Origin of the sequence: Sphingomonas sp. UYEF23, assembly GCF_040546165.1 — a bacterium.
Lineage (GTDB): Bacteria > Pseudomonadota > Alphaproteobacteria > Sphingomonadales > Sphingomonadaceae > Sphingomonas > Sphingomonas glacialis.
This window is the reverse complement of the sequence record NZ_JBEPNG010000001.1, coordinates 55202-75795: the sequence shown is the minus strand read 5'-3', so window position 1 is coordinate 75795 and position 20594 is coordinate 55202. Positions and strand designations below refer to the sequence as shown.

At 67.7% G+C, this 20594-nt stretch carries 20 protein-coding genes; 9 read left to right on the top strand and 11 right to left on the bottom strand.

Features of this window, described 5'->3' with window-relative positions:
* Nucleotides 1-7: 7 nt before the first annotated feature.
* From ABIB28_RS00375 to ABIB28_RS00365, 3 genes are all read left to right on the top strand, one after another.
* On the top strand, nt 8-415 hold the full coding sequence (locus ABIB28_RS00375) for a PTS sugar transporter subunit IIA (protein ID WP_133188118.1): 408 nt from the start codon (nt 8-10) through the stop codon (nt 413-415).
* Entirely contained in the window at nt 415-687 is a 273-nt protein-coding gene (locus ABIB28_RS00370) for an HPr family phosphocarrier protein (protein WP_133188116.1), read from the top strand. The genes ABIB28_RS00375 and ABIB28_RS00370 overlap by 1 nt, the downstream gene beginning before the upstream one ends.
* Nucleotides 688-819: 132 nt before the next feature.
* Complete coding sequence (locus tag ABIB28_RS00365) at nt 820-1626, top strand: TrmH family RNA methyltransferase (RefSeq protein WP_354285526.1); 807 nt, start codon at nt 820-822, stop codon at nt 1624-1626.
* Here the strand turns inward: ABIB28_RS00365 and ABIB28_RS00360 are convergent.
* Both ABIB28_RS00360 and ABIB28_RS00355 read right to left on the bottom strand, forming a co-directional pair.
* Nucleotides 1623-2315 (bottom strand): tetratricopeptide repeat protein, encoded by a 693-nt coding sequence (locus ABIB28_RS00360; protein ID WP_354285524.1) that lies wholly within the window; start codon nt 2313-2315, stop codon nt 1623-1625. The two genes, ABIB28_RS00365 and ABIB28_RS00360, sit on opposite strands and share 4 nt — an antisense overlap.
* A 23-nt stretch (nt 2316-2338) precedes the next feature.
* Nucleotides 2339-3883, bottom strand: a complete 1545-nt coding sequence (locus tag ABIB28_RS00355) for a DNA recombination protein RmuC (RefSeq protein ID WP_354285522.1) — start codon at nt 3881-3883, stop codon at nt 2339-2341.
* Nucleotides 3884-4035: 152 nt separating this feature from the next.
* Between ABIB28_RS00355 and ABIB28_RS00350 the strand changes: the two genes are divergently transcribed.
* Nucleotides 4036-5697, top strand: coding sequence for a formate--tetrahydrofolate ligase (locus ABIB28_RS00350; protein WP_354285520.1), 1662 nt, complete (start codon nt 4036-4038; stop codon nt 5695-5697).
* A 129-nt stretch (nt 5698-5826) separates the two neighbouring features.
* Here the strand turns inward: ABIB28_RS00350 and def are convergent, their stop codons facing one another.
* Nucleotides 5827-6357 carry a peptide deformylase gene (gene def / locus ABIB28_RS00345; protein WP_133188106.1) on the bottom strand — a complete coding sequence of 177 codons (531 nt, stop codon included), beginning with the start codon at nt 6355-6357 and terminating at the stop codon, nt 5827-5829.
* Between the two features lie 299 nt (nt 6358-6656).
* A complete protein-coding gene (gene recR, locus ABIB28_RS00340; protein ID WP_133188104.1) occupies nt 6657-7253 on the bottom strand; it encodes a recombination mediator RecR in 597 nt (198 codons plus the stop codon).
* A 137-nt stretch (nt 7254-7390) separates the two neighbouring features.
* Between recR and fmt the strand changes: the two genes are divergently transcribed.
* Nucleotides 7391-8368, top strand: coding sequence for a methionyl-tRNA formyltransferase (gene fmt, locus ABIB28_RS00335; protein ID WP_354285517.1), 978 nt, complete (start codon nt 7391-7393; stop codon nt 8366-8368).
* On the top strand, nt 8365-9105 hold the full coding sequence (gene truA / locus ABIB28_RS00330) for a tRNA pseudouridine(38-40) synthase TruA (protein WP_354285515.1): 741 nt from the start codon (nt 8365-8367) through the stop codon (nt 9103-9105). The genes fmt and truA overlap by 4 nt, the downstream gene beginning before the upstream one ends.
* Here truA and ABIB28_RS00325 read toward each other — a convergent pair.
* From ABIB28_RS00325 to ABIB28_RS00295, 7 genes are all read right to left on the bottom strand, one after another.
* The gene (locus ABIB28_RS00325; RefSeq protein WP_354285513.1) at nt 9096-10280 is read right to left on the bottom strand and encodes a class I SAM-dependent RNA methyltransferase; all 1185 of its coding nucleotides are present in this window, start codon (nt 10278-10280) and stop codon (nt 9096-9098) included. The two genes, truA and ABIB28_RS00325, sit on opposite strands and share 10 nt — an antisense overlap.
* On the bottom strand, nt 10277-11701 hold the full coding sequence (locus ABIB28_RS00320; protein WP_354285511.1) for an NAD(P)H-hydrate dehydratase: 1425 nt from the start codon (nt 11699-11701) through the stop codon (nt 10277-10279). Before ABIB28_RS00320 ends, ABIB28_RS00325 begins: the two co-directional genes overlap by 4 nt.
* Nucleotides 11698-12099, bottom strand: a complete 402-nt coding sequence (locus ABIB28_RS00315; protein ID WP_354285509.1) for a hypothetical protein — start codon at nt 12097-12099, stop codon at nt 11698-11700. The genes ABIB28_RS00320 and ABIB28_RS00315 overlap by 4 nt, the downstream gene beginning before the upstream one ends.
* Nucleotides 12086-13807: a dihydroxy-acid dehydratase gene (ilvD, locus tag ABIB28_RS00310; RefSeq protein WP_133188092.1), complete on the bottom strand. Its 1722-nt coding sequence runs from the start codon at nt 13805-13807 to the stop codon at nt 12086-12088. Before ilvD ends, ABIB28_RS00315 begins: the two co-directional genes overlap by 14 nt.
* 9 nt (nt 13808-13816) lie before the next feature.
* On the bottom strand, nt 13817-14551 hold the full coding sequence (locus tag ABIB28_RS00305; RefSeq protein ID WP_354285507.1) for an N-formylglutamate amidohydrolase: 735 nt from the start codon (nt 14549-14551) through the stop codon (nt 13817-13819).
* Nucleotides 14552-14757: 206 nt separating this feature from the next.
* The gene (locus ABIB28_RS00300) at nt 14758-15582 is read right to left on the bottom strand and encodes a 4-(cytidine 5'-diphospho)-2-C-methyl-D-erythritol kinase (RefSeq protein ID WP_354285505.1); all 825 of its coding nucleotides are present in this window, start codon (nt 15580-15582) and stop codon (nt 14758-14760) included.
* Between the two features lie 120 nt (nt 15583-15702).
* The gene (locus ABIB28_RS00295; RefSeq protein WP_354286306.1) at nt 15703-17346 is read right to left on the bottom strand and encodes an electron transfer flavoprotein-ubiquinone oxidoreductase; all 1644 of its coding nucleotides are present in this window, start codon (nt 17344-17346) and stop codon (nt 15703-15705) included.
* A 147-nt stretch (nt 17347-17493) separates the two neighbouring features.
* Between ABIB28_RS00295 and ABIB28_RS00290 the strand changes: the two genes are divergently transcribed.
* The 3 genes from ABIB28_RS00290 to moaB are packed head-to-tail and all read left to right on the top strand — an operon-like array spanning nt 17494 to nt 20562.
* Entirely contained in the window at nt 17494-18246 is a 753-nt protein-coding gene (locus ABIB28_RS00290) for a uracil-DNA glycosylase (protein WP_354285503.1), read from the top strand.
* On the top strand, nt 18243-20045 hold the full coding sequence (locus ABIB28_RS00285) for a lytic transglycosylase domain-containing protein (RefSeq protein ID WP_189674657.1): 1803 nt from the start codon (nt 18243-18245) through the stop codon (nt 20043-20045). Before ABIB28_RS00290 ends, ABIB28_RS00285 begins: the two co-directional genes overlap by 4 nt.
* Complete coding sequence (gene moaB / locus ABIB28_RS00280; RefSeq protein ID WP_354285501.1) at nt 20035-20562, top strand: molybdenum cofactor biosynthesis protein B; 528 nt, start codon at nt 20035-20037, stop codon at nt 20560-20562. Before ABIB28_RS00285 ends, moaB begins: the two co-directional genes overlap by 11 nt.
* The last annotated feature ends 32 nt before the right edge of the window (nt 20563-20594 follow it).

The following is a 20594-nucleotide window of genomic DNA, read 5'->3' as shown; positions in this document are numbered from 1 at the left end:
TGGGACGATGATCGGACTGGTTCTCGTGACCCACGGCCGTTTGGCCGATGAGTTCGTGACGGCGATGGAGCATGTGGTCGGCAAGCAGGAGCATGTCGCCACGGTCAATATCGGCCCCGAGGACGATATGGAGGCGCGCCGCAACGACATTGCCGAGGCGATCGGTCGCGTCGATACCGGGCGCGGCGTGATCCTGCTGACCGACCTGTTCGGTGGGACGCCGTCGAACCTCGCGATTTCGCTGATGGAGCGCGGGCGGATCGAAGTGATCGCGGGGATCAACCTGCCGATGCTGATCCGGCTCGAATCGGCGCGCAAGAAAATGAAGATCGTCGATGCCGTCGCCGCCGCGCGCGAGGCGGGGCGGAAATATATTTCGGTCGCCTCCGAGGTTCTCGGCGAGGCGGCCGCCTGATGTCGGTCAAGCGTTCGGTGTTGATTACCAACAAGCGCGGGCTGCATGCGCGGGCCAGCGCCAAGTTCGTCACGCTCGCCGCGTCGCAGCCGTGCGAGCTGCAGGTCGAGAAGGATGGCGCCGGGTCGGTGACGGGCACCTCGATCATGGGGCTGATGATGCTCGGCGCGGCGATGGGCGACACGATCTCGATTTCGGCCGAGGGCGAGCATGCCGAGACCGCGGTCGGCGCGCTGTGCGCGCTGGTCGAGGCGAAGTTCGGCGAAGATTGAGCCACCCCTTCCCCCCTCCCGCTTGCGGGAGGGGGGAAGGGGTGGGCACGCGCTGTCAGCGTCAGCTACCGTATATGTCGGGTGCCCACCCCCAGCCCCTCCCGCAAGCGGGAGGGGAGTAAGAAGAAGATGATGCCCCGCGAGATCACCGCTTATTCCAACCCGCTGATCAAGCGCATCCGCAGCTTGCGCGAGAAACGCCATCGCCGCGAGGAAGGGCTATTCCTGGCGGAAGGCCTGCGCATCCTCACCGAGGCGCGCGAGGCCGGGCGTATCCCGCACTATCTCTTCTTCGCCCGCGACAGCGCCGCCCATCCGCTCGTGCTCGCGCTGGTCGAAGCGGTCGAAGCCGCGGGTGGCGAGGCGATCGAGACCGTCCCCGACATCCTCTCCAAGCTCTCGGGCAAGGACAACCCGCAGGCGGTGGTCGGCGTCTTCGCCGAATTCGCGCACGCGCTCGACACGCTCGATCGCGGCGCCGCGGGGATCTGGCTCGTCGCTGAGCGGCTGCGCGATCCGGGCAATCTCGGCACGATCCTGCGCACCGGCGACGCGGTCGGGGCTGGCGGGCTGATCCTGATCGGCGAATGCGTCGATCCCTTCTCGGTCGAGGCGGTGCGCGCGAGCATGGGGGCGCTGTTCACCGTGCCCGTCGTCCAGTGCGAGTGGAGCGAGTTCCTGCCGTGGCTTCGCAGCGGGCCGGGGCAACTGGTCGGGCTGAGTCTCGATACCAGCGTTGATTATCGCTCGGCGCAGTATCAGGCGCCAACCTTTCTGCTGACCGGTAACGAAGCGCAGGGCATGCCCGACGCGTACGCCGCCGAGTGCGACCTGCTCGTGAAAATCCCGATGCTCGGCAAGGCCGACAGCCTCAACGCCGCGGTCGCGACTGCGGTGATGGCGTATGAGGTCCTCGGGCAGCAGGCGGGGCGCGACTAGGTCTTTTTGCGGCGCTGGTCTGCGATATAGCTGAGCTCGCTCTTCGCCTTGGCGTCGTTGGAGTCGAACTCGAGGCATTTGCGATACAATGCCTCGGACTCGTCGAGCTTGCCCTGTTCGGTCAGCGCATAGCCCATGCAGCGCCAGGCAAAGCCGTGCTCGCTCGCAACCGCGTCGGGCGGCGCGAGATCGGCGAGCCCCGCCGCCCTGGTGCACAGATCGAGCATCTTGGGCCAGTTGCGATCGGGCCGGTAGGTCTGGCCGAGTTCGGTCAGAAAGTGCGCGTGCATCGGGGCGAGCGCGACGACACGCTCGTAGACAGCGCGCGCTTCGGGCAGGCGCTTGAGATTGACCAGCGCGAACCCTTTAACGTATAACGCAATGCAATAGCCCGGGCCGAACGCGACCGCGTCGTGTTTCTCGGACGCGGCGAGCGCCATATAGGCGAGCGTCTGCGCGGTCGACATGCCGCAATAGATCTTGCGAGTCTCGCCCGAATACGCGGATTGATAGGCCGCGATCACCGGCTCGATCCGGGCGAGCGCCGCGTCAGGATGGCCGTCGAGCACCGCGCGCGACGCGGTGTCGATGGCTTCCTTCTGCACCGCATCGATATCGGGGGACGCGGCCCCACCAGCGGTCGGCGCGCCGATCAGCAGCGCCAGTGCCATCCACGGTGTGCCGCTCATCCGCCGTCCCCGCTCTGTGAGGCCTATTCTGACGCCTTTTCATCGGCATGCGTCAAGAGCTTCGAAGTCTCGTCATAGCGTGCGAGCGCTTCGACCGGTGACACATCCTCGAGCTCGCGCGCGCCCGTCTCGATGTTGAGGTCGCGGAACTTGCGGCCCGTCACCATCAATCGGCCGTTAAAGGAGTTGGAGAAGCTGTTGAAATTGTTGACCGCGCTGTTCAGCCCGGCGCCGACCTTGCGCAGATCGTCGGCCACCTTGGCGAGCCGGTCGTGCATTTCCTTGCCGAGCCGGCCGATCTCGGCGGCTTCCTTCGCCAGCCGCTCCTGACGCCATACCGCCGCGACGGTCCGCGCGATCGCGATCAGGTTGGTCGGCGTCGCCAGCAGCACGCGCTTCTCGAACGCGAAGTCCCACAGCGTCGGGTCCTGCTCGAGCGCGGCGGAGAGGAAATGCTCGCCGGGGACGAACATGATGACGTAATCGGGCGCGTCGGCGAACTGGCTCCAATAGGCCTTGTTGCCGAGCCCGTTGACGTGCGCGCGCATCGCGGCTGCGTGGAGCGCGAGGCCCTTGGCGCGTTCCTCCTCGTCGACCGCGCCGAATGCGTCCTGGTACGCATTGAGCGACACCTTGGCGTCGATCACCAGCGCACGCCCGCCGGGAACCTTGACGATCGCGTCGGGGCGGAGCCGCCCCCCTGCCCGCTCGTCGGCGTCGCCGCTCGCGACCGAGACTTCGGTCTGGAAATCGGTATGTTCGGACAAGCCACAGGTTTCGAGCACATTTTTCAATTGCTGCTCGCCCCAGCGGCCGCGCGATTTGGGCGCGTTGCGGAGCGAGTTGACGAGCTTGGCGGCCTCGCTCGAGACTTTTTCCTGGCCGACGCGCAGGCCCTCGATCTGCCCCTTCAACTGGTCGAACGCACTGACGCGATCGAGCTCGACCTTGGTCACCGCTTCCTCGTAGCGCAACAGGCGGTCGCTGACGGGCTGGAGCATCGACTTGAGGTTGGCGCCCGCGGTCTCCTCCGACTGGCGGAAGCGTTCGTCGGCGCGCTTGAGGAAGGCGTTCTGCGCGTCGGCCAACAGCTTGTTCGAAACCTCGGCGAATTGCGTCGCGAGCAATTCCTTGGCGTGGAGCAGTTCGGCGATGCGAGTCGCGTGCGCGTCGCTGACCATCTTCTCGCGCGCCGCAGTGACTTGCCGGATATCGGCGATGCGGCCCTCATAGGTGTCGCGTTCGGCGCGTTGGCGCGCTTCGCTGGTGGCCTGCATGTCGGCGAGACGATTTTCGAACGCCGCGGTGTGGGTCTTGAGCGCGGTGTTCTCGAGCCGGGCGACATCGCGTTCGTCGCGGATCGTCGCGAGCTCGGCGCGGAGCTGGTCGGCCGCCCGCGCGCGTTCCTCGGCGCTGGCGAGATCGACGATCGCCCGCTTGAAATCCGCCTCGCGCGCGGCCGAATCGGCACGCGCGGCGGCGACCGGCTTGCTGCCCAACACCCAGCCGAGCGCGAGCCCGATCAAAAGCGCGGCTATCGCCACCAGGGCTATTGTCAATCCGGTCATCGTGGGTCTCGCTGGAACATTCTGCGAACCCGTAGCCCGCGCGATCGGGATGGTAAATGGTTGCGCGACAGACCGAATGGCGACGCGCGAGGGCGCCCCGCCCGCAACATTCTCCATCTCCCTTTTTGCGCGGGATTTGGTAGGGCCGTCGCATGCTCACCGATATCGCGATCTCGCGCGCCGCCACTTTGCAACCCATCGGCGCGATTGCCGCCGCAGCCGGGATCCCGCCCGAGGCGGTCGAGCCGTATGGCCATCACAAGGCGAAGATCGATCTGGCCGCCCTGCCCGCGCCGGCCAAGCAGGGCCGACTGATCCTCGTCACCGCGATCAACCCGACGCCCGCGGGCGAAGGCAAGTCGACCACCTCGGTCGGGCTCGCCGACGCGCTCAACCGCAGCGGGCGCAAGGCGATGCTTGCGCTGCGCGAGCCGTCGCTCGGGCCGTGCTTTGGCACCAAGGGCGGGGCGACCGGCGGTGGCTACGCGCAAGTCGTGCCGATGGAGGACATCAACCTCCATTTCACTGGCGATTTCCATGCAATCACCTCGGCGCACAATCTGCTCGCGGCGATGATCGACAATCATGTCCATTGGGGCAATGCGCTCGATATCGACGTGCGGCGGATCGTGTGGCGGCGTGTGCTCGACATGAACGACCGCGCTTTGCGCGATATCGCACAGTCGCTCGGCGGGCCGGCGAACGGGTATCCGCGCGAGAGCGGGTTCGACATTACCGTCGCCTCGGAAGTGATGGCGATCCTGTGCCTCGCGAGCGACCTGCACGATCTCGAGGCGCGGCTCGGGCGGATCGTCGTCGCTTATACGCGCGGCAAGCAGCCGGTGACGGCGCGCGACCTCAAGGCCGATGGTGCGATGGCGGTGCTGCTCGCGCAGGCGATCAAGCCCAACCTCGTCCAGACGCTCGAGGGCACGCCGGCGTTCGTCCATGGCGGGCCATTCGCCAATATCGCGCATGGCTGCAATTCGGTGATCGCGACGCGGGCGGCGCTGGGGCTGGCGGATTATGTCGTGACCGAGGCCGGGTTCGGCGCGGATCTGGGGGCGGAGAAGTTCTTCGACATCAAGTGTCGCCAGGCCGGGTTGAAGCCAGCTGCGGCGGTGATCGTCGCGACTGTGCGGGCGCTCAAGATGAACGGCGGTATCGCCAAGGCCGATCTCGGCGCGCCTGATGCCGAGGCGGTGCGACGCGGTGGCGTCAATCTCGCGCGGCATATCGAAAATGTGCGCGCGTTCGGGGTGCCGGTGGTGGTGGCGATCAACCGCTTCGACGGTGATACACCCGAGGAAGTCGCGGTGATCCACGAAATCGCAGAGCACCAGGGCTGCGAGGCGGTGCTGTGCTCGCATTGGGCCGAAGGTGGAGCGGGTGCTCTTGAGTTGGCCGAGAAGGTTGCAGCGCTGGCCGAGCATCCGTCGCAATTCGCACCGCTTTATGCCGATGATCTGTCGCTGTTCGACAAGATCAATACCGTCGCGACGCGGATCTACCGCGCCGAGGAAGCGGTCGCCGAGCCTTCGGTGCTGGCGCAGCTCGCGCGGTTCGAGGCGGCGGGGTTCGGGCATCTGCCCGTTTGCATGGCCAAGACGCAGTACAGCTTCTCGACCGACCCGGCCAAGCTGGGGGCGCCGACGGGGCATGTCGTGCCGGTGCGCGAGGTGCGCCTCAGCGCAGGCGCGGGGTTCGTCGTGGCAATCTGCGGGGAGATCATGACGATGCCGGGCCTGCCGCGCGTGCCGGCGGCGGAGGGGATTAGATTTGGGGCCGGGGGGGAGATCGAGGGGCTGTTCTAGCCTTCTCCCTCTCCCGCTTGCGGGAGAGGGGCGGGGTGAGGGCCGTGCCACGCGCGTCCGGTCACTGCCCTCACCCGACCTCGCTGCGCTCTGCCGCCCTCTCCCGCAAGCGGGAGAGGGAGTGGGCGATCACGCCGCCTTGCGCATCTTCGTCAGCTTCTTGAGCAACATATCGCGCTTGAGCTTCGAGATGTGGTCGATGAACAGCACGCCGTTGAGATGGTCGATCTCGTGCTGCAGCGCGGTCGCGAGCAGGCCGTCGAGGTCACCCTCCTGGACCGCACCCTGCTCATCGAGCCAGCGCGCGCGGCAACTGGTGGGGCGCTCGACCTCGGCATATTGCTCGGGGATCGACAGGCAGCCTTCGTTGTAGAACGAGGTTTCCTCGCTCACCGATACCAGCTCGGGATTGATGTAGACGAGCGGCTTGCGGACCGGCTTGGCGTCTTCGCCCTCGCCTTCGGTCTCCTGCAGATCGATCACAACGATGCGCTGCTCGATCGCGACCTGCGTCGCGGCGAGGCCGATGCCGCGGGCATCGTACATCGTGTCGAACATGTCGGCGACGATTTTCCGCACGGCGTCGTCCACCGTTTCGACGGGCTTGGCGACGGCGCGGAGGCCGGGGTGCGGGACTTCGAGGATTTCTAGGACTGCCATTCCCGCGAGCTAGGAAAGGTCGGGGGGCGCGTCAAGGTTTCAGCTGCGGAATGGATTCACGCAAAGGCGCGAAAGCACAAGAAGATTGGTTCGCGCAGAGGCGCGGAGGACGCGGAGGCGGCGTGCGTGTGGGGTATCGCCCGCGCAGCGGGCAGCCGCAGGATTTGCGGCTGGCGATGACGCGGGCGGCCGCGCGGCGAAATCAGCTCTCCGCGCCTTCGCGTGGATCGCTCTCCTGTCTTCTTCTCCGCGTTCTGTGCGCCTCTGCGCGAACCACATCTTCTTGACCGCGTTGCTGCCTAAGCCACCGGCCGCCGCGCACGCAGGGCCTGCGCCAAGGTCCCCTCGTCGAGATAATCGAGCTCGCCGCCGACCGGCAAGCCATGCGCGAGCTGGGTGATGCGGATCGGGAAGCGTTCGATCCGTTCGGCGATGTAATGCGCGGTGGTCTGGCCCTCAAGCGTCGCATTCATCGCGAGCACGACCTCGTCGATCCCGCCATCGGCGATCCGCCGCACGAGCGACTCGATCGCGAGATCCTCGGGCCGCACGCCCTCGAGCGCCGACAGCCGACCGCCGAGCACATGGAACCGCCCCGGGAACAGCCGTGAGCGATCGAGCGCCCACAGGTCAGCGACTTCCTCGACGACGCACAACGCGCGCGCGTCGCGGCGCGGGTCGGCGCATACCGCGCACGGATTGGTCGTGTCGATATTGCCGCAAATCGAGCAGTTTGAAAGGTTTTCCTCGACCGCCATCAAAGCATTGAGCAGCGGCGCGAGTGCCCCCTCGCGCTTCTTGAGCAGATGCAGCACCGCCCGCCGTGCCGATCGCGGGCCGAGGCCGGGCAATTTGGACAGCGCTTGCGTGAGTGCTTCGATTTCGGGAGAGGCCATCGCCAAGAGATAGGGGGCGGAACGGCGTTCGTCACTATCCGTCGCCCCGGCGTAGGCCGGGGTCGATCGAGCGGCCCCCCGGCTGGCTTCGGGTGACGGGACTTGCCTTTGCGCAGCCCCGATCGCAAAGCGCGGCCATGCGGATACTCTTCATGGGCACGCCCGATTTCTCGGTCCCGGTGCTGCAGGCGCTGGTCGATGCCGGGCACGACGTCGTCGCGTCATACAGCCAGCCGCCGCGGCGCGCCGGGCGTGGCAAGGCGCTCACCCCCTCGCCCGTCCAGGCGCGCGCCGAGGCGCTGGGGATCGCGGTGCGGACGCCGGTGTCGCTGCGCGATGCCGAAGCGCAGGCCGAGTTCGTTGGGTTTGGCGCGGACATCGCGGTGGTCGCGGCGTACGGGTTGATCCTGCCGCGCGCGGTGCTCGATGCGCCGGCGCACGGGTGTCTCAACGTCCACGCCTCGCTGCTGCCGCGCTGGCGCGGGGCGGCGCCGATCCAGCGGGCGATCCTTGGCGGCGATGCGGACACGGGTGTGTGCATCATGCAGATGGAGGCCGGGCTCGATACCGGGCCGGTGCTGTTGCGCGATGCGACGCCGGTCGACGGCAAGACGGCGGGTGCGCTGGCCGACGAGCTGAGCGCAATGGGCGCGCGGTTGATGGTGGCGGTGCTCGCCGACCTTGCCGGCTATCCGCCGGTGCCACAGCCCGAGGACGGCGTGACCTATGCCGCCAAGATCGACAAGGCCGAGGCGCGGCTCGATTTCACGCAGAACGGCGCTGCGGTCGAGCGGCAGGTGCGTGGGTTCAATCCAGTGCCGGGGGCGTTTTTCGAGTTTCAGGGCGAGCGGATCAAGGTCCTTGCAGCGGATATCCGTCATTCCAGCGAAAGCTGGGATCTCCCGGCAACGGGCAGCGCGCCCGACCGGGGAGACCCCAGCTTTCGCTGGGGTGACGGCGGGGGTAGTGCCGGCGTGGTGATCGACGACCGCCTCACCATCGCTTGTGCCGACGGCGCGATCCGGCCGACGCTGCTCCAGCGCGCAGGGCGTGGCGTGATGACCGCTGCCGAGCTCCTCCGCGGCTTCCCCATACCTGCGGGCACGCAGCTTTGACGCGCTTTGCGCTGACGGTCGAATATGACGGGCGCCCGTTCGTCGGCTGGCAGCGGCAGGACAATGGCGCGAGCGTCCAGGCCTCGATCGAGCGCGCGGTCCATGCCGTAACCGGCGAGACCGTCGCGGTCCAGGCGGCCGGGCGGACCGATGCCGGAGTTCACGCGCTCGGCATGCGCGCGCATGTCGATGTCGCGCGCGAGATCACCCCGTTCCGGCTTATGGAAGCGCTCAACGCGCTGGTCCGTCCCGATCCGGTCGCGATCGTCGATTGCGAGGTCGTGCCCGACGACTGGCACGCGCGTTTTTCGTGTATCCGGCGGCATTACGAATTCCGGATCGTCACGAGGCGCGCGCCACTGACGGTCGAGCGCGGGCTGGCGTGGCGCGTTCCCGCGCCGCTCAATGCCGCGGCGATGGCCGAGGGGGCGGCGCATCTGGTCGGGCGGCATGACTTCACCACCTTTCGCGCGGCGCATTGCCAGGCCGACAGCCCGGTGCGGACGCTCGATCGGCTCGATGTCGTCGCGGATGGCGATCGGATCAGCGTATTCGCCTCGGCGCGATCGTTCCTGCATCATCAGGTGCGCTCGATGGTCGGGAGCCTATCGCTCGTTGGTCTCGGCAAATGGTCGCCCGACGACATGGCGTCAGCGCTCGCCGCGTGCGACCGCACCCGGCTCGGGCTCAATGCGCCGCCCGACGGCCTGTACTTTCTCCGCGCGGATTATCCCTGACGGCTGAACCGCGCGGCAAGCTCGGCATGCGTCGACCAGCGGAACTGGCCGACGGGCAGGATCCAGTCGAGAATGTAGCCACCTTTCGACAGGATCTCAGCATCGCGCGCGAAACTGCTGGGATTGCATGAGACATAGGCGATCACCGGCACCTTGGAGCCAGCCAGCTGCGCGATCTGCTCCTTCGCGCCGGCGCGGGGCGGATCGAGCACGATCGCGGCGAAGCGGTCGCACTCGGCCGAGGTCAGCGGGCGACGGAACAGGTCGCGATGCTCGGCGAACACCGCCCTTCCCGCTTGCGCCGCGCCCGCCTTGAGCGCGAAGATCGCGTCGCGTCCGGCCTCGGCGGCATAGACCTTCCCCGGCAGCGACAACGCGAAGGTGCCGAGCCCGGCGAACAGATCGGCGCTGATCCTGGCATCGCCGATCGCTTCGCGGACCGCCGCGACGAGCGCCGCCTCGCCCTCCTGCGTCGCTTGGAGGAAGCTGCCAGCGGGGAACGGCACTGCGACACCGCCGAGCGTGATCGTCACCGCCTCGGGCTCCCAGCGCGTCTCCGGCCCGATCCCGTCGTCGATCGCGAAGCGGGCGACACCGTTCGCGCTGCAGAAGGCAGTGATCGCCTCGGCGATCGCGAGGCCGTCGGCGATCGTGCCTTCGATCAGCACGTCGATGCCCTGGTCGAGCTCGGTCAGATGGACGCGCGCGCGGCCCTTCAGAGCGCGGGCGAGCAGTTTGCGCAAGGGGGCGACGAGCGCGAACAAGCGTGGCGTCAGGATCCAGCATTCGCGCAGGTCGACGATCGCGTGGCTCGCTTGCTCGCTGAAGCCGAGCTGGAGCCCCCCGCCCTTCGCCTCGGCATGCAGAGTCGCGCGGCGGCGAGTATGCGAGGGGGAAAGCGCGGGTGGGCGGATCGGGGCGGTCAACCCTTGCGCGGCGAGCGCGCCGGCGATGCGGTCGGTGAGGAAATCGGCGTAGCTCGCATCGTCGAGATGCTGGAGCTGGCAGCCGCCGCAAACGGGAAAGTGGCGGCATGGCGGGGTCTGGTGATGTGGGCCGGGCACGACGACATCGTCGGCGGTCAGCGTGTCGCCGGGGGCGGCATAGGCGGCGTGGCGGCCATCGGCGGTGATGCCGTCGCCGCGGGCCGCTACTCGAACGATGACGTCGCTCACAGGGCGCCCCTTACTTTGGAAAGTTCTATCGCCAGATCATCGGCGAGGAATGCCGCACCGAGCCGCCGCGCGGCTTCGGCATGGAGCCAGACCCCTGCCTCGACCGGGTGCGGCGCGTCGCTGGCGAGCATCGCGCCGATCGCGCCGGCGAGGACGTCGCCGGTGCCGGCGGTCGAGAGCCAGGGATTGGCGTGCGTCGCGATGCGCGTGCGGCCGTCGGGATAGGCGATCACGGTGTCGGGGCCCTTGAATACGACGATCGCGCCGGAGCGCGCGGCGGCGGCGCGGGCGGCGTCGATCTTGCTGCCGGTATAGGCGCCGAAGATGGCGCGGAACTCGCCGGCATGCGGGGTGAGCACGACGAGAGCGTCGGCGTCGCGCGCCTTGATCCGTTCGAACATTGTGTCGTCGAGTTGGTGAAGTGCGTCGCCGTCGATCACGAGGCGATAGCCGCTCGCCAGCGCGTGCTCGAGCTTTTCGGCGGCGTCCGCGCCTTTGCCGAGCCCGGGGCCGACGATGATCGCGGTAGTGTCGTGCTTCTTGCCATCGAGCGTTGCGGCCAATGCCTCGGGCGACCAGGCGCGCTGGACGAGCGCGTGCGGCATGTCGGGCGCCGCGCCGAGCAGCGCAGTGTAGCCGGCGCCGACGTGCATGGCGGCGCTTGCTGCGAGCGCGGCAGCGCCGGGCATCGCGCCGCCGATCACAACGACGAGACCGCGCGAATATTTGTGCATCGCCGGGGTCGGCTGCGCGAGCGTGGGTCGCGCGAGCGTCCAGTCGTGGCTTGCGGTCGCGTCGAGCCCGATGTCGAGCACGCGCACCGCGCCGCACAAAACCGCAGCGGGTTGAAGGATATGTGCAGGTTTCAGCGCACCGAGTGCGAGCGTCAGCGCATAGGGCGCAATCTCCGCTTCCCCGAGTATCGCGCCGGTATCGGTATCGACCCCGCTCGGCACATCGACGGTGATCGCGAGATGCGCGTGGCGGGTCAGCGTGGCGAGCAGCGCCGCCGTCTCCGCCGCGAGCGGTCGCGTGAGGCCGGTGTCGAACAGCGCATCGACCAGCACCGCGCCGTGGCTGGCGTCGGGGGCAAGCGCCGCGAAATCCTCGACCGGCCCTTCCCATCCGGCGCGTGCGGCCTTTGCGGCCTCTGTCTTCGGGGCGCTCAGCGCGGCCAAGCGGACGTCGAGCCAGTTCGCCTTGAGCAGCCGCGCCGCGACATAGCCGTCACCGCCGTTATTGCCCGGTCCGCACAGCAGCAGGACTGGCGCGCCGCCCGCAAGCCGCCGCACAGCTTCGGCGACGGCCGCTCCGGACCGCTCCATCAGCGCTTCGACGCTGGTGCCGGCATCGATCGCGCGCTGCTCGACGGCGCGCATCGCTGCCGCGCCGACGATCGGCTGCCCGTCGCTTCGGATCATGACGCCGTGGCGGCCTTGCCCTTGACCGTTGCAGGCAAACGATAGCGATCGCCGCCGAGCGCGACTTCGATCTCGCCGCTGCCGATCACGCTGACCATGGCCTTCTCGGCGCCGTCGGCTGCGATAACGCCGCGGCCGTCGCGCGTCACGAGCAAGCGGTGGAAGGTGCCGTCGGGATGGCGCAGCGTCAACACCAGCCCGTCGGCGCTCTGCGTGCGATCGACCGTGCAGACGCGCGCGAAATCGACAGAGCCACGCTGCGCGCAGACGATATTGCCGCTATCGTCCTGGCGCGCGCGCTGCTCGGCCTCGACCTTGGCGAGCGTCGCCTTGTCGGTCTGCGGCTCGCCGCAAGCCGCGAGCGCGAGGAGCAGCAATGCTGCGCTAGATATCCGCATAGACATGGGTTTCGGCACTGGCTCCTGGGTGCGTGACCGCGCCCCTATACGCCGGGCCGACGGTTTTGGCATAGCGCCACAACACACCCGACTGATAATCGTTGACGCGCGCCTGCCACGCCGCTTTCCGCGCGGCGAGGACATCGGCGGGGACATCGAGATCGATCGTGCCGGCCTCGGCGTCGATCCGGATCGAATCGCCGTCCTCGATCAGCGCGATCGGACCGCCGTCGGCGGCTTCGGGCCCGACATGGCCGATGCAGAAACCCCGCGTCGCGCCGGAGAAACGGCCGTCGGTGATCAGCGCGATCTTCTCGCCCATGCCGAGACCGTAGAGCGCGGCGGTGGTCGACAGCATTTCGCGCATGCCGGGGCCGCCCTTGGGGCCTTCGTAGCGGATCACGAGCACTTCGCCCTCGTTGATCGATCGTGCCTCGACCGCGGCGAAACAGTCTTCCTCGCAATCGAACACGCGCGCCGGGCCGGTGAACTGGAGCCGGTGCATGCCCGCGACCTTGACGATCGCGCCATCGGGGGCGAGCGATCCGCGAAGGCCGACCACGCCGCCGGTCGCCGAGAGCGGCGCCTTGACGTCGTAGATGACCTTCTGGTCGGGGTTCCAGGTGACTTGATCGATATTCTCGCCGAGCGTCTTGCCGGTAACGGTCAGGCAATTGCCGTCGAGGAACCCGCCCGCGAGCATCGTCTTCATCAGCATGTAGACGCCGCCGGCCTCGTACATGTCCTTGGCCACATACTTACCACCGGGCTTGAGGTCGGCGATGTACGGCGTTGATTTGAAAGCTTCCGCCACGTCGAACAGGTCGAAGTCGATCCCTGCCTCGTTCGCCATTGCGGGCAGATGCAGCGCGGCGTTGGTCGAGCCGCCGGTCGCCGCGACGACGCGCGCTGCGTTGATGAATGCCTCGCGCGTGCAGATGTCGCGCGGGCGGATGCCCCGCGCGACGAGCTCCATCACCTGGTCGCCAGCGGCGCGCGCGATCTCGTCGCGGCCGCGATACGGCGCGGGCATCATGTTCGAATTGGGCAGCGACAGGCCGATCGCCTCGCCGACGCACGCCATGGTGTTGGCGGTGAACTGGCCGCCGCACGCGCCGTGGCCGGGGCACGCGACCTTTTCGAGCTCGATCAATTCCTGCAGCGGGCACGAGCCGGCGGCGTATTGCCCGACCGCCTCGAACACGTCGACAACGGTGACGTCCTTGCCGTGATAGCTGCCCGGCAGGATCGAGCCGCCATAGACGAAGATGCTCGGGATATTGAGGCGGAGCATCGCCATCATCATGCCGGGGAGCGATTTGTCGCAGCCGGCAAAGCCGACCAGCGCGTCGTAGCAATGCCCGCGGACCGAGAGCTCGACCGAATCGGCGATCACTTCGCGGCTGACGAGCGAGGATTTCATCCCCTGATGCCCCATCGCGATGCCGTCTGTGACGGTGATCGTGTTGAAGCGCCGCGGCATGCCGCCGCCCGAGATGACGCCCGCCTGCGCGGCATCGGCCTGCGCATCGAGCGTGGTGTTGCACGGTGCGGAGTTGTTGCCGGCGGAGGCAAGCGCGACGAACGGCTTGGCGATATCCTCCTCGGCAATTCCCATCGCGTAATAATAGCTGCGGTGCGGGGCGCGCTCGGGGCCGACGGAGACATGGCGGCTGGGGAGCTTGGATTTGTCGAAGGTGCGAGTCATGGCGACAGCCTATTGCGTAGGATGGTCGCTCGACGCAAGTCTGTTGCTGATTTCACGCAAGATTGGCGCGAGGATCGCGGTCCAGCGATCTACGCCTGCCGGGTCGGCGATGAGATCGTTGCGGATTTCGATCGACAGGCTCGGAATGCCATTGCCCTCGCCGTGGCGGTCGAGCGTCGCGTTGAGCAATTGCCCCGAATAGGGCTCGTTGTCGCCAGTGACGAGACCCTGCGCTGCGAGCAGCGGTAGCGCTAGGTCGGCTGCGCGGCGATCGGTGTTCGACAGGATGCCGATCTCCCACGGGCGGGGCGCACCGTCACCGTGTTCGAGCCGCGGCGTGAAGCTGTGAATCGCCGCAATGAGCGTGGGCTGCGTCTCGACGATCAGCGCGGCGAGCGCGTCGTGATAGGGCGTATAGAAGCGGGCGATCCGGTCCGTGCGGTCTGCCGTGGCATTTCCGGGAATGGCGTGGCCGTCGCTCGCGAGCGGGATCAGACCGGGATGGTCGGTCGGACGATTGAGGTCGATCACCAGCCGCGACAGCGTGGCGAGCAAGGCAGGCGTGCCCAGTTCCGCCGCAAGCGCTTGAGTGAGCGCGGCGGTGCCGATGTCGATCGCGATATGCTTTTCGAGCAAGGCCGGCGCGATGCCGAGATCGATACCGTCGGGAACCGCGTTCGACGCGTGATCGCAGATCAGCAAGATGCCGCCGGGTTTGCCGGAGAGGATGTGGGGGCGCGTCATATGGTCACGACCGGGGGGATGACATGGATGTCACCACCCCGGCCGGGGAATGGCGCAAGGCTGAGCCATGGACCATCAACGGGCGCTCCGCAGGGGGGCGGCGGACCCATCTTGCCCTAGCATAGCAAGCGGCGCGCCAATCGCGGTTTTCCGCCGGTTTTGGCGCTGACCCGCGTGCGCTTGTCCCAGAATGACGCGGCGATCCGTCACGCGAGTGTCGTTTCGAGACACCAATAGCCGGGCTGCGCAGCGCGGATCCGCTCGGCGGCGGCGCTGCGCTCGGCGGTGGTGGCGTAAAGCGCGAAGCACGTCGCGCCCGAACCCGACATGCGCGCGAGCAACGGCGTCCCCTCGGCGAGCAGCGCGAGCACTCCGTCGATTTCGGGCGCGAGCCGGCGGGCGGGGGGCTCGAGGTCGTTGCGCGCGGCGAGCGCGACGTCGAACACATCGCCCTCGGGCATCGCGCCGAGATCGAAGCCGTCCCAGGCCTTGAACACCGCGGCGGTCGACACCGCCACGCCGGGATTGACGAGCAGCACCGGCATTCCGCTGGGGCCGTCGAGCGGGACGAGGCGCTCGCCCCGCCCCTGCCCCAGCGCGGTGCGGCCGAGCAGGCACGCCGGAACGTCGGAGCCGAGCGCGGCCGCGATATCGAACAGCTTGGGATCGTCGATCGCGATATCATTGGCGCGGGCGAGCGCGCGGAGCGCCGCCGCAGCATCGGCCGAACCGCCGCCGATCCCCGAGGCGACCGGCAAATGCTTGTCGAGCGTGAAGGCGCCGCCCTCTGGCAGATCGAACGCCGCGGCGAACGCGCGCGCGGCGCGGAGCACGAGATTGTCGCCCTCGCCGCTCAAGCCTTCCGAGAACGGCCCGGTGATCGCCAGCGAGAGTGGCCCGGGGGCGAGCGTCACCGTGTCGCCATCGGCAACGAAGGCGAACAGCGTTTCGAGCTCGTGATAGCCGTCGCTCCGACGCGCGCGGACGTGGAGCGCGAGGTTGATCTTGGCGGGGGCGGTTTCGGTGATCATTCGCTTCGTCCGGTTGAGAGCGCCGCGGCGAAGCCGCGTCGTCGGACGGCGCTTAAGGCGCCGCCGGCCGGGCGCGCCTTGAGGCGCGACGCAGCTTCGCTGCGTCTTGCCCGGCGCGCCTTACATATTGGGGTAGTTGGGGCCCCCGCCCCCTTCGGGCACGACCCAGTTGATGTTCTGCGTCGGGTCCTTGATGTCGCAGGTCTTGCAGTGGACGCAATTCTGCGCGTTGATCACGAACTTGGGATCGCCGGTTTCCTCGCCGACGATCTCGTACACGCCCGCCGGGCAGTAACGCTGCGCGGGCTCGTCATACAGCGGCAGATTGTGCTTCACCGGGACGTCGGGATCCTTGAGCGTCAGATGGACCGGCTGGTCCTCCTCGTGATTGGTGTTCGAGATGAACACCGACGACAGACGATCGAAGGTCAGCACGCCGTCGGCCTTGGGATAGACGATCGGCTGGACCTGGTCCTTGCGCCACAGGCTCTCGTGATCGGGGTGATGGTGCAGCGTGAAGGGCACCTTGAGGCCCCAATGCTCGAGCCACATCGTGATCCCGGCAAGCCCCGAGCCGACGAAATCGCCGAACTTCTTGACCAGCGGCACGACGTTGCGGACGACCGACAGCTCCTTCTTGACCCAGCTCTGCTCGAACGCCGCGGGATAGGCGGCGAGCTCGTCATGTTCGCGCTGGCTGAGGATCGCATCGGCGGCGGCCTCGGCGGCGAGCATGCCCGATTTCATCGCGGTATGCGTGCCCTTGATCCGCGGCACGTTGAGGAAGCCCGCGCTGTCGCCGATCAGCGCCGCGCCGGGCATCACCAGCTTGGGGATCGACTGCAGCCCGCCATCGCTGATCGCGCGCGCGCCGTAGCTGACGCGCTTGGCGCCCTTGAGCAAAGCGGCGATCTCGGGATGCGTCTTCCAGCGCTGCATCTCCTGGAACGGCGAGAGATACGGATTGGTGTAGTTGAGCCACGTCACGAAGCCGATCGACACCTGGCCATTGGCCTGGTGATAGATCCAGCCGCCGCCGTTCGACCCGTGCGTCTCGCTGAGCGGCCAGCCCTGCGTGTGGATCACGCGGCCGGGCGAATGGAGCGCGGGGTCGATGTCCCACAATTCCTTTACGCCGAGGCCATAGACTTGCGGGTCGCTGTCCTTGGCGAGATCGAAGCTGCGGATCAGCTGCTTCGACAGATGCCCGCGGCAGCCTTCCGAGAAGAAGGTGTATTTCGCGTGGAGCTCGAGACCCGGCGTGTAATCGCCCTTGTGCGAGCCATCGCGTGCGACGCCCATGTCGCCGGTCGCGACGCCCTTAACCGAGCCGTGGTCGTTATAAAGGATTTCGGCGGCGGCAAAGCCGGGGAAGATCTCGACGCCGAGCTCCTCGGCCTTGCCCGCGAGCCAGCGGCACAGATTGCCGAGGCTGCCGGTATAGGTCCCCTTGTTGTGCATGAACGACGGCGTGAGGAAATGCGGCAGGTTGCGCTTCCCACCCTTGCTCAGCACCCAATGGTGGTTTTCGGTGACGGGCACCTCGGCGAGGGGGCAGCCGTCCTCGCGCCAGTTCGGCAGCAATTCGTCGAGGCTCTTGGGATCGATGACCGCGCCCGAAAGGATGTGCGCGCCGACTTCCGAGCCCTTTTCGAGCACGCAGACCGAGAGATCGGCGCCCTTCTCGGCGGCCACCTGTTTCAGCCGGATCGCAGCCGACAGGCCCGAGGGGCCGGCGCCGACGATGACCACATCGTACGGCATGGACTCGCGATGGTTTTCGCCTTCACTCACGGTACTTCTCCATCCGGGGCGCCTTCGCATCGGTCTCGTCGCGCGCGCGGCACTTCCTGTCCTGCTGCGCGTGCCAGCGAATTGACCTTCGCGTCAACATGGTAGCTATAGGCATATATGGGGGCTGACCAAAATATCGACTGGCGGATGGCCGCGGCGAGCGCGCTCGAATGGTGGCGCGACGCCGGCATCGATTCGCTGGTCGACGAAGCACCGCGCGATTGGACCGCTGCCCCGGTCTCCCCGGTCGTCGTCCCCAAGCAGCGCGCACGCGTTGCCGCCGTAGCGGAACCGGTCGTGCTGCCGCTGCCGCGCACGCTCGAGGATTTCCTCACGTGGCGCGCCGGTGCCGATGCGCCCGAGGCCGACTGGCGCGGCGATCCGATCGGCGCGTCGGGCGATCCGTCCGCCGACATCATGATTTTGACCGACGTGCCCGATCGCGAAGATGGCGACTCGGGAAGCCTGTTCGGCGGGCCAGTGGGCAAACTGTTCGACCGGATGCTCGCCGCGATCGGGCGGAGTCGCGAATCGGTCTACATCGTTCCGATGTGCAGCAAGCGCCCGACCGCGGGGCGGATCGCCCCCGAGATCGAGCAACGGATCGTCGAGGTTGCGCGGCATCACGTCGCCTTGGTGAAGCCGATGCGGCTGCTCGTGCTGGGAAATGCGCCGAGCCGTGCGCTGACGGGGATGGACGTCGCACATGCCCGCGGCAGTTTACACCCAATTAACCTAGAAGATGGCATGCCAGCGGTAACGGTCGATGTGGTGGCCAGTTTCCATCCGCGGCTGTTGCTGGAACGCCCGGCCGACAAGGCCCGGGCGTGGAAGGATTTACAAATGTTGATCGCGGGGTTGAGCGCATGAGCGCAAAGCGGGTTCTTCTCACCGCTCTTATCCTGGCGGTGCCGGGCATCGCACAGGCAGCGGGCGAACCGCCGATGGCGTCGGTCCAGACCAGCCAACGCAGCATCATCCCGACGCAGCTCGACGCCGAACAGCGCGATGCCTATCGCGCGGTGTTCGCCAATATCCGCGCGCAGAAGTGGCAGGATGCGCAGCTCCTCCTGGCCTCGCTCAAGCCGGGGCCGCTCCACGCGATCGCCGAGGCCGAACTGCTCACCGCCAAGGGCTCGCCCAAGGCCGATCTCGACCCGCTGATGAAGCTGCTCGCCGATGCGCCCGAGCTCCCGCAGGCCAAGCAGATCCTGACGATGGCGGCGTCGCGCGGCGGCGTCGGCCTGCCACCCCTGCCCGAGGCGCGTGCGCTGCGCTGGATCGACGGCGCACCGGCCCGCAAGCGCGCCAAGAGCTTCGGCACTGGCGACATGCTTGCGGTCGAGCTGGCGCTCAAGATGCAGCCCTTCATCAAGGAAGATCGCGGCTTCGAAGCCCAGCAGTTGCTCGAATCGACCCCCGGCCTGTCGTCGGATTCGGTCACCGAGTGGCAACGCAAGATCGCTTGGATGTATTATCTTGCCGGCGACGACGCCAACGCCCGCACGATGGCGGCGCGCGCGGGCAGCGGCTACGGCGATTTCGCGGTCGAAGCGGTGTGGGTCGGTGCGCTCGCCGCGTGGCGGCAGCGCGATTGCGCCGCCGCGGGCGATCTCTTCCAGAGCGTCGCCGCGCGTGCGAGCGATATCGAACTGCGCGCCGCCGGGCTCTATTGGACCGCGCGCGCCGACATGCAGTGCGGCCGTCCCGACCGGATCGAGAACCGCCTCAAGAACGCCGCGCAATATCGCGAGACCTTTTACGGCCTGCTCGCGCGCCAGGCGCTCGGCATCAAGGACGCCCCCAACCGCGCGGCGACGCTGTCGGGCACGAGCGACTGGCAGCAGGTCGGGCGTCGTCCCAACGTCCGCGTCGCGGCCGCCTTGGTCGAGATCGGCGAGAACGGCCTCGCCGATGCGGTGATCCGCCAGCAGGCGCGGATCGGCGATCCCTCGGAATATCCTGCGCTGGTCCGCGTGGCGGCGGCGCTCGATCTGCCCGCAACGCAGGTCTGGCTGTCGCATAACGGACCGGTCGGCGCGACGCCGCCGCTCGAGGCGCGTTTCCCTGCGCCGAACTGGGCGCCCGATGGTGGCTGGCGCGTCGACAAGGCGCTGGTGTTTGCGCACACGCTCCAGGAATCGCGCTTCCGCACCGATGTGGTGAGTCCAGCGGGCGCTTACGGCTTGATGCAGGTAATGCCGCGCGCCGCGACCGACATCGCGCGCAAGCAGGGCCGCAGCTTCGACCGCAGCGCACTGTCGCGCCCCGGCACCAATTTCGAAGTCGGCCAAAGCTATCTCGAGCAATTGCGCGACCAGCGGTGCACCGAGGGTCTGCTCCCGAAAGTCATCGCGGCTTACAATGCCGGTCCCGGCCCAGTCGAGCTGTGGAACGCACAGACGCGCGATGGCGGCGATCCGCTGCTCTATATCGAATCGATCCCCTATTGGGAGACGCGTGGCTACGTCACCACCGTGCTGCGCAATTACTGGGTCTATGAAGCGCAAACCGGCAAGCCGGCTTCGGTCAGCCGCGCGGCGCTCGCGCAGGGCATGTGGCCGCGCTTCCCCGGTCTGCCCGGGGCGGCGGCGGTGCGGCTGACCTCGAGCAACGGCTATCGTGCTTCGGCGAGCCTTCCCAACAAGGCGGTCGCCAGTGCCAATTGACGAAGGCGCGACGTTTCTTCCCGTCCGGATTGCCGTTCTCACCGTTTCCGACACGCGCAGCCTGGCCGATGATCGCTCGGGCGACACGCTCGTCGCGCGGTTGACCGACGCGGGCCACGTTCTGGCGGCGCGCGAGATCGTCAAGGACGATGCCGATCTGCTCGTGGCGACGCTGCACCGCTGGATCGACGATCCGGCGGTCGACTGCATCATCTCGACCGGCGGCACCGGGGTGACCGGGCGCGACGTTACGCCCGAGGCGATCGAGCGCGTTGCCGACAAGCTGATCCCCGGGTTCGGCGAACTGTTCCGTTGGCTGAGCTTCAAGACGATCGGCACCTCGACCGTCCAGTCGCGCGCGTGTGCGTGCGTGACGCGTGGGACGTATATCTTCGCGCTACCGGGCTCGACCGGCGCGGTGAAGGATGGCTGGGACGGTATCCTCGCGAGCCAGCTCGACTCTCGGCACAAGCCCTGCAATTTCGTCGAATTGATGCCGCGCCTGCGCGAACGGTGAGCCTTTCGAAGGGCTGTCCTTCTTCCGCGCAT

Bases quoted from the DNA above. Each gene is read 5' to 3' on its own strand.
- ABIB28_RS00375 (WP_133188118.1), top strand. From the start codon at position 8: ATGATCGGACTGGTTCTCGTGACCCACGGCCGTTTGGCCGATGAGTTC.
- ABIB28_RS00370 (WP_133188116.1), top strand. From the start codon at position 415: ATGTCGGTCAAGCGTTCGGTGTTGATTACCAACAAGCGCGGGCTGCAT.
- ABIB28_RS00365 (WP_354285526.1), top strand. From the start codon at position 820: ATGCCCCGCGAGATCACCGCTTATTCCAACCCGCTGATCAAGCGCATC.
- ABIB28_RS00360 (WP_354285524.1), bottom strand. From the start codon at position 2,315: ATGAGCGGCACACCGTGGATGGCACTGGCGCTGCTGATCGGCGCGCCG.
- ABIB28_RS00355 (WP_354285522.1), bottom strand. From the start codon at position 3,883: ATGACCGGATTGACAATAGCCCTGGTGGCGATAGCCGCGCTTTTGATC.
- ABIB28_RS00350 (WP_354285520.1), top strand. From the start codon at position 4,036: ATGCTCACCGATATCGCGATCTCGCGCGCCGCCACTTTGCAACCCATC.
- def (WP_133188106.1), bottom strand. From the start codon at position 6,357: ATGGCAGTCCTAGAAATCCTCGAAGTCCCGCACCCCGGCCTCCGCGCC.
- recR (WP_133188104.1), bottom strand. From the start codon at position 7,253: ATGGCCTCTCCCGAAATCGAAGCACTCACGCAAGCGCTGTCCAAATTG.
- fmt (WP_354285517.1), top strand. From the start codon at position 7,391: ATGCGGATACTCTTCATGGGCACGCCCGATTTCTCGGTCCCGGTGCTG.
- ABIB28_RS00320 (WP_354285511.1), bottom strand. From the start codon at position 11,701: ATGATCCGAAGCGACGGGCAGCCGATCGTCGGCGCGGCAGCGATGCGC.
- ABIB28_RS00315 (WP_354285509.1), bottom strand. From the start codon at position 12,099: ATGCGGATATCTAGCGCAGCATTGCTGCTCCTCGCGCTCGCGGCTTGC.
- ilvD (WP_133188092.1), bottom strand. From the start codon at position 13,807: ATGACTCGCACCTTCGACAAATCCAAGCTCCCCAGCCGCCATGTCTCC.
- ABIB28_RS00305 (WP_354285507.1), bottom strand. From the start codon at position 14,551: ATGACGCGCCCCCACATCCTCTCCGGCAAACCCGGCGGCATCTTGCTG.
- ABIB28_RS00300 (WP_354285505.1), bottom strand. From the start codon at position 15,582: ATGATCACCGAAACCGCCCCCGCCAAGATCAACCTCGCGCTCCACGTC.
- ABIB28_RS00295 (WP_354286306.1), bottom strand. From the start codon at position 17,346: ATGCCGTACGATGTGGTCATCGTCGGCGCCGGCCCCTCGGGCCTGTCG.
- ABIB28_RS00290 (WP_354285503.1), top strand. From the start codon at position 17,494: ATGGGGGCTGACCAAAATATCGACTGGCGGATGGCCGCGGCGAGCGCG.
- ABIB28_RS00285 (WP_189674657.1), top strand. From the start codon at position 18,243: ATGAGCGCAAAGCGGGTTCTTCTCACCGCTCTTATCCTGGCGGTGCCG.